6 protein-coding genes are annotated in these 11,366 nt (G+C 73.1%); all 6 read right to left on the reverse strand.

Annotated features, from left to right (window positions below; genetic code table 11):
• Positions 1-89 precede the first annotated feature (89 nt).
• Complete coding sequence (locus AB0F03_RS32010) at positions 90-1,634, reverse strand: RNA polymerase sigma factor (protein ID WP_361998380.1); 1,545 nt, start codon at positions 1,632-1,634, stop codon at positions 90-92.
• Between the two features lie 466 nt (positions 1,635-2,100).
• Positions 2,101-2,988 (reverse strand): FadR/GntR family transcriptional regulator, encoded by an 888-nt coding sequence (locus tag AB0F03_RS32015; protein ID WP_361998383.1) that lies wholly within the window; start codon positions 2,986-2,988, stop codon positions 2,101-2,103.
• Positions 2,989-3,150: 162 nt separating this feature from the next.
• Positions 3,151-5,823: an ATP-binding cassette domain-containing protein gene (locus AB0F03_RS32020; RefSeq protein ID WP_361998385.1), complete on the reverse strand. Its 2,673-nt coding sequence runs from the start codon at positions 5,821-5,823 to the stop codon at positions 3,151-3,153.
• A 161-nt stretch (positions 5,824-5,984) separates the two neighbouring features.
• The gene (locus AB0F03_RS32025; RefSeq protein ID WP_361998388.1) at positions 5,985-6,743 is read right to left on the reverse strand and encodes an NUDIX hydrolase; all 759 of its coding nucleotides are present in this window, start codon (positions 6,741-6,743) and stop codon (positions 5,985-5,987) included.
• A gap of 101 nt (positions 6,744-6,844) precedes the next feature.
• On the reverse strand, positions 6,845-8,794 hold the full coding sequence (locus tag AB0F03_RS32030; protein ID WP_361998391.1) for a glycogen debranching N-terminal domain-containing protein: 1,950 nt from the start codon (positions 8,792-8,794) through the stop codon (positions 6,845-6,847).
• 977 nt (positions 8,795-9,771) lie between these two features.
• The gene (locus AB0F03_RS32035; protein WP_361998394.1) at positions 9,772-11,352 is read right to left on the reverse strand and encodes a DUF4192 family protein; all 1,581 of its coding nucleotides are present in this window, start codon (positions 11,350-11,352) and stop codon (positions 9,772-9,774) included.
• Positions 11,353-11,366: the final 14 nt, after the last annotated feature.

An 11,366-nucleotide genomic window follows, 5' to 3' on the forward strand; every position in this document is an offset into this window, starting at 1 on the left:
ACGGCTCGATCCGGTCCCACATCGCATCACTGATCACTAATCGGACGGACACATCAGATCAACTGACTAACCGACCAAAGAGACACGCTCTAGTCGAGGTAGTCGCGCAGCACCTGGGAACGGGACGGGTGGCGCAGCTTCGACATGGTCTTGGACTCGATCTGGCGGATGCGCTCACGCGTCACGCCGTACACCTTGCCGATCTCGTCGAGGGTCTTGGGCTGACCGTCGGTGAGACCGAAGCGCATGGAGACGACGCCGGCCTCGCGCTCGGACAGGGTGTCCAGGACGGAGTGCAGCTGCTCCTGGAGGAGCGTGAAGCTGACCGCGTCGGCCGGGACCACGGCCTCGGAGTCCTCGATGAGGTCACCGAACTCGCTGTCGCCGTCCTCGCCGAGCGGGGTGTGCAGCGAGATGGGCTCGCGGCCGTACTTCTGGACCTCGATGACCTTCTCCGGGGTCATGTCGAGTTCCTTGGCCAGCTCCTCCGGGGTGGGCTCGCGGCCCAGGTCCTGGAGCATCTGGCGCTGCACGCGCGCGAGCTTGTTGATGACCTCGACCATGTGCACCGGGATACGGATGGTGCGGGCCTGGTCGGCCATGGCGCGGGTGATCGCCTGACGGATCCACCAGGTGGCGTACGTGGAGAACTTGTAGCCCTTGGTGTAGTCGAACTTCTCGACCGCGCGGATGAGACCGAGATTGCCCTCCTGGATGAGGTCCAGGAAGAGCATGCCGCGGCCGGTGTAGCGCTTGGCCAGGGAGACCACCAGACGGAGGTTCGCCTCCAGGAGGTGGTTCTTGGCGCGGCGGCCGTCCTCGGCGATGATCTCCAGCTCGCGCTTGAGCTTCGGGGCGAGCTTGTCGGCGTTGGCCAGCTTGTCCTCGGCGAACAGGCCCGCCTCGATGCGCTTGGCCAGCTCGACCTCCTGCTCCGCGTTGAGCAGGGGGACCTTGCCGATCTGCTTCAGGTAGTCCTTGACGGGGTCGGCGGTGGCGCCGGCCGCGGCGACCTGCTGCGCGGGCGCGTCGTCCTCGTCCTCGTCGGACAGGACGAAGCCGGCACTCTCGGTGCCCTCGGGCTCGTCGGCGACCTTGGTGTCCTCGAGAACCTCCTCTTCGAGGAGCTCGACGTCGTCCTTCTTGGCCGTGGTCTTCTTGGCGACCGTCTTCTTCGCGACGGCCTTCTTGGCGACCGTCTTCTTCGCGGTCACCTTCTTGGCGGCGGCGGCCTTCTTAGCGGGTGCGGCTTCCTCGGGGGCATCGGCCTCGGCCGGAGCGGCGGGCTCCGCGGGGGCCGCCGCGGTGGCGGTGGCCTTCCTCGTGGTCACCGTCTTCGCCGCGACCGTCTTGGTGGCGGTGCGCTTGGCCGGACTCTTCGCTGCGACGCTCTTGCGGGTGCGCTTGGGCTCTGCGGCACTGACCATCAGCGTCACACCCTCTTCCTCAAGGATCTGGTTGAGGCTGCGCAGTACGTTCTTCCACTGAGTGGCCGGAATCTGGTCAGCTTCGAAGGCCCGACGCACATCGTCGCCGGCGATCTGCCCCTCAGCCTTTCCCCGCTCAATGAGCGCCATGACAGAGACGGACTCGGCGATCTCCGGCGGGAGCGTACGGGATGTGCTGGCCGACACGAACAACCTCTCGGAACGTTGGAAAACGGCTTCCGGCGCCGTCCACTACGGACGGGAGCCGACCACCGGCCTGGGGATCGGCCGACGGCGCGGGCGGGGGCCGGGGAGATGCACAGCGCCTGCTCTGGCGTCCGTATTCCCTCCGCGGCTGTCACCTCTTAGGTCATCGCGCTGTCTCCGCGAGCGTTACGCCCAATCTGCGTGGCCCGAGTCACACCCCGTAAGCAGTCAAAAACGGTCACATGTTAACAAAAGTGATAGTCGGTGATGTATGGCCGGGCTGCGGTCGTGACCACGACGGCCTGTCGCACCTCCGGTCCCCGCCACGCCGCCGGACCCCGCCGGACCCTGCCGGACTCCAGAGGGTCCGGCAGGGTCCGGCGGCGGCCGGCACCCCGGCCAGGTGCCGCCGCGAGCACCACAGGGACGCCGCGCACCGGCGACCGCACCGCGTTCGTCGCGGGGGTCAGTGCTCGCGCGGGGCGGGAACCACGCGCTCCACCTCCGGGTGGATCGCGAGCAGCTGGCGCATGGCCGCCTCCGCCGCCGTGCCGTCCCCGGCGCCGAGCGCGTCCACGATCCGCGCGTGCTGCGCGAGGGACGCCTCGTTCGGCCGGTCACAGGCGGTGACCGGGCCACCGGACACGTGGAGGGCCGCCGAGACAATGCCGGAGAGGTGCTCCAGCATGCGGTTGCCCGCGATCTGGATGAGCATCGCGTGGAACTCGGTGTCGGCACGCGAGTACGTGAGCGCGTCGCCCTGGGCCATGGCGTGGCTCATGATCTCGACAATGTCGCACAGGCGCTGCTGCACCTCCTCGCGGCCGTGCCCGGCGGCGAGGCGGGCGGCGAGCGGCTCGATCGTCCAGCGCAGCTCGTTCAGCTCCCGGCGCTGGTCGTCGCGCTGGGGCCCGAACGCCCGCCACTCGATGATGTCCGGGTCGAGCAGGTTCCAGTCGCTGACGGGACGCACGCGCGTGCCGACGTTCGGGCGGGCGCTGACCAGGCCCTTGGCCTCGAGGACGCGGAGGGACTCGCGGACGACGGTACGGGAGACCTCGAACCGCTGGCCGATCTCCTCGGGTACCAGCGGTCGGTCCGCGCCCAGGTCGCCGGAGACGATCATCTGGCCCAACTGCTGGACCAGTTGGCCGTGCAGCCCGCGTCCGCGGCTGCCCCCGGCCCGCCGGCCGACGCGGCCCAGCTCGGGATCCCCGCCGTCCCAGGTAGGCACGCCGACGCGGTCGGCCATCGGTGTCTCGGCGTAGGGGTAGCGGTCGAATCCGCCCGGGCCGGCCAGACCGGAGTCTGTGGAGCGGGCGGCGGTCATCATGGTGTGCGCAAGGGTACTCACGAATCCTTTGTCGGCGCTCCCTTCAACTCCCTTGAGGTCTTTGGTGAAAAGCACACGAAAGGGTGATCGCTCACACCGTCGCAATTGACGCCTTATCGGAAAGAAATGGGCGTTCTGCGGCGAGTTATGGGCACACTGGGTCCAGAAGTGCACGAGCAGTCGTCACCGGAACCTGGTCCGCAGCGTCGTGAGCACGTACGCGCACAGCAGAGCCGTGAGGGACAACGTAAGTGCGCCACCGACGGGTTGGGCGACGACCCGCGCGGCCGCGAGCGCGTACCGCTCCCCTCCGAAGGGCCACTGCAACAGGAGGACCTGCCGCATCCGCACCGGGAAACCCGCCGCCATCCTGACCGCGGGGTCGCGCAGCACCTCGTGCACGACGGGGACGACAAGGACCGGTACGGCGAGTACGGCGGCCAGGCCGGCCGACGCCGACCGGAACACACCCGCCGCCAGCACCCCGGCCCAGGCACACCCGGCGACCAGCCCGAACCAACTCGCGGTGAGCGAAAGCCAGTCCGCGGGAACTCGCGTCAGCTCCCGTCCGTAGACGATGTAGAGCGCTTCGGCGTCGCAGCCCACGGTGAGGAAGGCGAGCAGCACCGCGGTGGCTCCGGAGACGAGCAGTTTCGCGGCCAGCAGGCCCAGCCGGCGGGGCACGGTGCCACGGTCCGCCGCCAGGGCGGGGTGGCGGAACTCGTCCCCGAAGGCCAGCGCGCCGAGCAGTCCGGCCGCGAGCGCCGCGGGCGGCAGCGGCAGCTCCCGCGGCCATGCGGCGAACAGCCGCGCCTGCGGGGTGTGACCGAGCCGCGCCAGGAGTACGGCGGTGAGGGCGGACACCACCAGAGCGACGCCGCAGGTGAGGAAGCCGGTGCTGATTCCGCCGGCGCGCCGGACCTCGTACCGCAGGGGACGCAGAGGGCTGGGGGCGGGGCGGACGGAGATGGGGGGCGGGAGGGGGGACAGGGCCCCGAGCGGGCGCGCAGCGTCGGGGCGGGCGGTGCTACCGGACTGCGGCTGCCGGGCCCCGGGGAGCCGGGTGCGGGTGCCGGTGATGCCGACCAGCGCGCTGGAGGGGCTGGCCTGCGGTCCGGATGCCGTCGCGACTCCGCCGGGGCCGGCATCGGACGTGGCCGTCGGATCGGCGGACCGGCCGCCGGCGGTCAGCGGGCGAACCTCGCCGGCACCCGCGCCTGACGCCTTCGTGTCATCCGGTGCGGCGGCACCGTGCGTCGCGTCGTCGGCCGAGGAGGAGGTGGCGGCCGGCGACACGCTCGAGGCCGTTACGCCCGGGCGGTACTCCGTGGGGTCCGGCATGGGCCGTCGGCCGGGCGTCTCACCGGTCGCGGACGGTTCGCCGACGGCGGCCCGTGCCCGCTCCGGCGCCGGGGAACCGGACGGCCTGCCCGCCCCGTCGGAGGCGCTGAGGCCGGCCCCGGCCCGCTCAGATTCCGGCGTCGACGGGTCGTCCGCGGTGTGCTCCCGCTGCCCCGAAAGTTGGCCCGAGTATGTCTCCCCCCGGCCTCCCGACGGCAGAGCCGGCACCGGGGAGCGTCGCGCCGACGCGGACCGGTCGGGACGGGGTTCGGCCGCTTCCGGGGCGGTCGCCGCCGCGCCCGGCTCCGTCGCCGGCTCCGCGGAGCGCGGTTCGGCGGCCGGGGCGTCGGACGCGGCGGTGTCCGGCTGCACAGCGGGCGCCGGAGCGGTGGGCGACTCGTCCACGGCCGGGCCCTGGTCTGACGGTGAAGCCTCGGACGTGGCCGAGGGGGCCCGTCCCGCCGGGGAGCCGGGCTCCGCGCCTCTGCGACCCGCCAGGGAGCGGTCGGCTTCGGCCCGGTCCGGCGCTGCCCGCGGGACGGCCTGCTCCGCGTCGGTCCATGCCGTCGACGGCGCGTCCGGTGCCGCCTGCCCGGACTCCGCGGACGGCGTCGCGCCGTCGCTCCCGGCACCGGCGCCAGGCCCCATGTCACCTACCTCGTCCGCGAGTTGGTGAACGAGGATGCCGTGCCGGAACGCGATCTCGCCGACGTCGGCGGTCGTACTGCCGTACACCGAGAGGCGGTTGCCGTTCTCACGCACGACCTCGACGGAGCGGCGGGTGGTGCGGGCCTCCTTGGAGAGGAGGGCCGCGAGGCGTGCGGCGTGGGGGCTGCGGACGGCCACGCGCGGGCGCAGCCGGGTGCGGGCGAACTCCCTTGCCTCCTGGTCGGCGACGAGCCTGCCGTCGTCGAGGGTGACGACCCGGTCGGCGGTGCGGGCGGCCTCTTTCGGCTCGGCCGTGGTGAAGAGCACCGTGCCGCCCTGGGCGGCATGGGCCCGCAGCATGCCGTGAAGCCACTCGGCCTCGCGGGCGGAGAGGCCGTCGGTGGGTTCGTCCAGGACGAGCGTGTGCGGGTCGGGCAGCAGTGCGCAGGCCAGACCGAGCCTGCGGTCCATGCCGCGGGAGAGCGTGCCGAGGCGCTCCTCCCGGAGGCTGACGAGGCCGACCACTTCGAGGACCTCGTCCGCGCGCCGTGCGGGAACTCCCGTGGCCGCGCACAGCATGCGCAGGTGGCCGCGTACCGAGCGGGCCGGATGGCCCGGTACGTCTCCGAGGAGTACGCCGACCTCACGCGACGGATGAGCGATCCGGTGCAGGGGGCGCCCTCTGAAGTAGGTGATGCCGCGCCCGTGTTGGAGCTCGAGCATCAGTTTCAGCGCCGTGGTCTTGCCCGCACCGGCGCCACCGAGGAGCGCGGTGACATGCCCGGCGCGCGCCTCGAAGGAAAGGTCGTCAAGGGCGGGCGGCTGCGCCTTGCGGGAGTTGCTGGTCAGTCCGAAGGCCTGGATCACCTACAGCAAGATAGCGCGAGATGTCCGTTTTCTAGGTATAAGGCGCATTGCGGCAAGCTGCCATGTGCCGCGACCCCACCGATGTCCGCCGTTCGACGCAGCCATGACCGGGTACGGACGGCTGAAGCGCCGGTCGCCCGACGGGTTCGCCGCCCCGCGTCTCACACCTCTGGGCGCAGCATCGGCGGGTTCAGCAGGGTGGCGCCACCGGCCCGGAAGAGCTGGGCGGGCCTGCCGCCCTGGCGGGTGGTGGTACCTCCCGTGGGGACGAGGAAGCCAGGGGTGCCGGTGACTTTGCGGTGGAAGTTGCGCGGGTCGAGAGCCACGCCCCACACCGCCTCGTACACCCGGCGCAGCTCTCCCACGGTGAACTCGGGCGGGCAGAACGCGGTGGCCAGTGAGGAGTACTCGATCTTGGAGCGAGCCCGTTCCACTCCGTCGGCGAGGATCTGCGCGTGGTCGAAGGCGAGTGGAGCGGCGGACTCGCCTTCGCGCCCGTAGCCGCCCTGCTGGAGCAGTTCTTCGACCGGTGCCCAGCGCGCGTTGCTCGCGTCACCGCCGGCACGCGGTGCGGGCAGGTCGGGCGCGAGCGCGAGATGGGCCACGCTGACGACGCGCATACGCGGGTCCCGCTCGGGGTCGCCGTACGTGGCGAGCTGCTCGAGATGCGCGCCGTGGTCCTGGACCGGGACCGAGGGGTCGTGAGCGCGCAGCCCGGTCTCCTCGGCCAGCTCGCGCGCCGCCGCCTGGGACAGATCCTCGTCGGCCCGTACGAAGCCCCCCGGCAGTGCCCAGCGCCCCTGGAAGGGGGGCTCACCCCTGCGTACTGCCAGCGCGCACAGGGCGTGGCGGCGCACGGTCAGCACGACCAGGTCCACGGTGACAGCGAAAGGCGGAAAGGCTGACGGGTCGTAGGGCATGCCGCGATCATAGTCGTCTTCCTGACGATAAACACTCCCTTCGTCAACCGCATCGGTGGTGGTTCCGCACGGTCCCGGTACGGCTCGCGGGGGCCGTGAGGTCACGATCCCAGCTGGAGTCCCTCCGCGGCCTCCTCCACCATGGCCAGTCCCAGCCGGCTGATCCGCACGGCGAAGGGTGCGCCCGCGACCCGCAGTCCGGCGAGGCTGAGTTCACCGAGCGGTGCGCTTCGAACGGGACGCAGGGTGACCGTCCGGGCGGGGGCGTCGGGGCGGAGACCGGCGAGGGTGGTGAGCACGAGGACCACGGCGGCCGCGGCGGTGGCCGCCGGCCGGCAGGCCGCGGGATGCGGGAGGGGTGCACCGCCGGCGGAGCGCTGTTCACCGGCGAACATCTCGGGCAGCCGGTAGCCGAAGTGTTCCGCTGCTCCCAGCAGTCCTCCCAGCAGGCCGCCGGCTTCCTTCTCGTAGCCCGCCGCAGCCAGTCCTGCGACGGCGAGCGCCGTCTCCTGGACCCGTACGGCCCCGGCCCGGTGGCCGAACGGGTTGTGTCCTCCTTCCTTGGCGCCCAATCCCCGCAGTCCCCAGCCCGCGTCCATCGCGGGGGCGCCGAGCAACCGGGCGAGGTGTTCGGAGCACGCCTTGTCCAGCAGGCCCGGAGCCAGCCGACCGGCACCGAGCAGGCCGGTGTCGAGGAGGTGGACCGTGGTGGCGGCCAGGTGGGGAACGGGCCGGCCGTCGGCTGCCAGGGCCGCGGCCGGTCGTCCGCCTCCGCGGTCCTCGATCCAGAAATCGGCCCGGAAGGCCGCACGCAGGTTCTGGGCCCATTGGCGTAACTCGGTGGCGCCCGGTCTGCCGAAAGCTTCGAGAAGGTCGGCGCCGAGCAGGGCCGCGCGGTGCGCGTGCGCCTGGGTCTCGCAACGGGCCGGGCCTGCCGGGTACGGGTCGGGAAGGTAGGTGCCGTCGCCGGTGGCGGCCCGCAGCCAGGTCAGGCAGTGTTCCGCCGCGGGCAGCAGTTCCCTCGTCTCCTGTTCGGGCAGCCCCCAGCGGCGGGCCTCCGCGAGCAGGACGGGGAAGAGCAGAGTGGCCTCCGTTCCTGTGCAGCTCGGCGGGAGGTGCGGGCCCGCGTCGCGTCGTGGGCCGGGGATCATGCCGGCCCCGGGTCCCGGACCCGTGAGCTGCGTACGGGCCAGGGTGCGCAGGGTGCCCGCGGCGAGCCGGGTGCCCAGCGGGAGGGTCATGCGGGCGGCGGCGAGTGCCTCGGCGGGGGCCATCCCGCAGCGCCAGGGGGCGCCCGCCGCGAGGTAGGTGTCGGAGGGGTGTGCGGGGTCGCGCAGCAGCAGGGCGTGGAGGTCGGCTACCGCCGCGTGCAGCAGAGGCGCCACCCGGGGGTCGTCGCCTGCCGCCCGTGCGGCGGCGAGGGGGCTGGTCGCGGCATGGCCCGCCGCGCGCAGCGGGCCTGCGCCCTCGGGCCGCACCCTGAGCTCCACGGCCACCGTCCCGCCCGGTGGCAGTTCCACTTCCCAGCGCAGCAGCCCGGCTGAGGCCAGGGCGTCCGAGGGCGGTGGGTCGGCGGTGACGCAGGCGGCGGCGTCGGCCGTGGCCCAGCGCAGTCCCGAGTCGTGCACGCTGGCCGTCAGTTCGGGTCCTGCCGCGCCGGAGGCGATGGCGCCGAGTTCCGCCAGGTCCGTGCCGAGGGCGACCTCGACCGGCAGGCGCAGTGGACGCAGACCGGTGTTGCGGAGTGTGATCCGTTCGGTTCCGTCGGCGTGGCGTGCCCGTTCGACCACGACGTCGGGGTCGGGGCCCACCACCGGGGAAACACGCAGGGTGCCCACGAAGCGGGCGCTGGCGGCTCCGGTCATCCGGGCCTGCACCGGCAGCGGCTCGCGTCCGGCCACGCGGACCTGGCACCGCGAGAGCAGGCGCCTGCCGCCTCGGTAGAACCCGTCCAGTCCCCGGCCGGCCAGTTGCCCCGGCTCACCGGAGATGGCGAGGCCGGGCAGGGCCACACAGATGAACGCGTCGTGCGTGGGTGGCAGTCCGGGCACCGAGCGGCTGCCCGGGGCTGCACCTGCGGGCGGGACCGCGGCGGGGTGTCCGGGCCGACGAGGGACGGGGGACGGCCGGTGGCCGAGGAGGGACGGAGAGTCGGCGAGGGGAGTCGGGGCCGGTGGCAGCGGGTGACCGGTGGGCTCAGGTGCGGCGGGGTCGGCGCCGTGCGTGAGGAACGGCCCGCGGCTGCCCCGGGGCGGATCTTCATGGGCGGCGGAGGGCGGAGATGGCTGCGACGGCTGCTGGTGCATGCGGTGGCTTCTTCTGCGCTCGGTGCGCCTCGGGGCCGCTGGGCGGCGGAAGGGCCGCCCCGGGGGACGGGGAGGGTGCGGCGGCAGGGCCGGTCCAGGCGTTCCGCCACTCAGGTGAACAGACGGGAACTCGTACGGGTCACGGCTCTGCTGGGAGAAGCTGACCGAATGGCGGCCTGAGCGGGTGGCGGGAGTGTCCGCCTCTTCGGTCCTCGACCGGCTTCGCCAAGGGGAGCGGGACGCGGTCGAAGGCGGAGTCGGCGTGCTCCGAGGTGTCCGGCCGAACAGGACGATGAGGTAGGCCAGGACGGCGAAGGCGGCCAAGAGCGTGCCGGCGCGACAACGGCACCACACGGACGGCACCGGATGCCCGCGGTGGTCCTGCTCCGACGCCCCCGGGCACCAATTGCGCGGCGTGGACATCACCGGCACCCGGCCGGACCGAGTGGACACGGCCGGACGGCGACAGCGCCGTGCGCACGCATCCTTACGACCGTAGCGATGCCGTGGCGCCGCCCCGCCCGGACGGCGTTGTTCCCGCGCCGCGGGTCGCCTGTGCCGCTCCCCGGGCACCGCCGTTCCTGCGGACCGCCGGCTCGTCGGGCTCGTCGGGCTCGTCAACACGATCGGGTCACGTGCGGGGCCTTCCGCGCTCTGTGCCGACGCGGCCCCGCCTCTCCCGACGGAGTCGGGTACCGGCCCGCGCGCGTAGCGGCCGGTCCTCATCCGTCGACCTCGGGCTCGGGGCGCCCGCTTTCCGACGGGGTCCCACTGGTCGCGGCGTCGCCCGTGTCCGTCGTACGCGTGCGCGTGGCGCTCGGGGTGCGGGCGCCGGGTCGGGTGGGTTCGGAAGTGAACGAACGGGGACGGGAGTCAACCGGCCGGCGTCGGCCACCGGTCGCCCGGGCTGCGTGACGGCTGTCCCCACGGGACACCGATCGAGCGCGACGCCGACGATGCGTGCCCGTCCGCGAGCTGGGCGCGGCCTCTTCAACGTCCGCCGGTGCGCTCACCGCGGACCCTGGCGCGGAGGCTTCCGCAGGCACGGCGGGAGCGGTGTGCGACGCGGGGGCCGCCTGCTCCGTGATCTCCGCCGGGCCCGCTTCCGCCTCCACCGGTGTGCGTCCCGCGCTCTGCGCGCGCAGGCAGCGGCGGATCGACTCGGGGTCGAGTCCTTCGTTGCAGGCCTGGTGCAGCAGGCGGGCGAAGAGATAGTCGGGATCGGCGCCCAGCGCCATGGCCAGCGCCTCCCGCGCCTCCAGTTCGTCGCCCGTCGACCAGGCGACCCAGCCGGCGAGGGTCAATGGAGCGGCGGCGTGCTCGCCGTAGGGTCCGACGCAGCGGCGGGCCAGGGCGCGCCAGAGCCGGAGAGCCGGACCGGCCTCCTCTCCCTCCATCCAGGCGGCGGCCTGGTCCCGGGTCGTGCGGTCCTGGAGCCCGAGGATCAGCATCGCCGCCTCGTCGTCTGCGAGGAGGTCGTCGTCGCGCACGTCCGCCGGATGCGTGCCGGAGACCGGCGCTGCCGCGGCGTAGCGACGGATGACCCGCTCGGCGAGTTCCAGAGTGTCCCGCGCGACGCCCTGGCGGGTCGTCTCGTCCAGGATGCGGGGCACCAGGGTCATGCCCGCCGTGTCCAGCGCGATCTCCTGCTCCAGCGCCGCAGTGGTCTCCCAGGGCTGTAGCCGGACATGCAACTCCCTGAGTGTGCCGCGCACCTGGAGGCCGGCGTAGGTGGCCGCGGCGGCCAGCACGGAGGTGCCGGGAAGGCCCATCGGTGAGCCGTCCACGGGGCAGCAGCCCTCGATCGCGCAACAGTACGACCAGAAGCGGCCGTCCGAGATGCACAGTGCCTCGATGACCGGCACGTCGAGGCTGCCGCACTCGGTGCGCAGCAGATGGGCAAGCCGGCCGAGTCGTCGTTTGACGTCCCGGCCGGACTCTCCCGGGCCGGGTTCCTGGCAGACGTAGGCCACCATGCGCTCGGGCCGGGTGCCGCGCCGCTCGCTGCCGGTGACCAGCCCGCGGGCCAGCTGCCGTGCGGCGGCTTCCCAGTCCTCCTCGTGTGCGGGGATGCCGAGCCGAGCCCGGCCGCCGAACCTGCCCCGGCCCGCGTGATCGTGCAGAGCGACCAGCACCATGCTGTCCTCCGGGCGGTACCCCAGCAGGTAGGGCAGGGCGTCGGCCAGTTCCGCCGGGGTGCGCAGAGTGACCTGCGCGGCCTGCTCGGCCGGGCCGGTCGGCCGCTCCTGACGCGAGATCCCGCTGTTCTCGAAGGGTCCGGTGGTTTCGCTGTGATTCGTCATGCGCCGACGATCTC

The sequence above is a fragment of the Streptomyces sp. NPDC028722 genome (genome assembly GCF_040637655.1).
Taxonomy (GTDB): domain Bacteria; phylum Actinomycetota; class Actinomycetes; order Streptomycetales; family Streptomycetaceae; genus Streptomyces.

Bases quoted from the DNA above. Each gene is read 5' to 3' on its own strand.
- AB0F03_RS32035 (WP_361998394.1), bottom strand. From the start codon at position 11,352: ATGACGAATCACAGCGAAACCACCGGACCCTTCGAGAACAGCGGGATC.
- AB0F03_RS32025 (WP_361998388.1), bottom strand. From the start codon at position 6,743: ATGCCCTACGACCCGTCAGCCTTTCCGCCTTTCGCTGTCACCGTGGAC.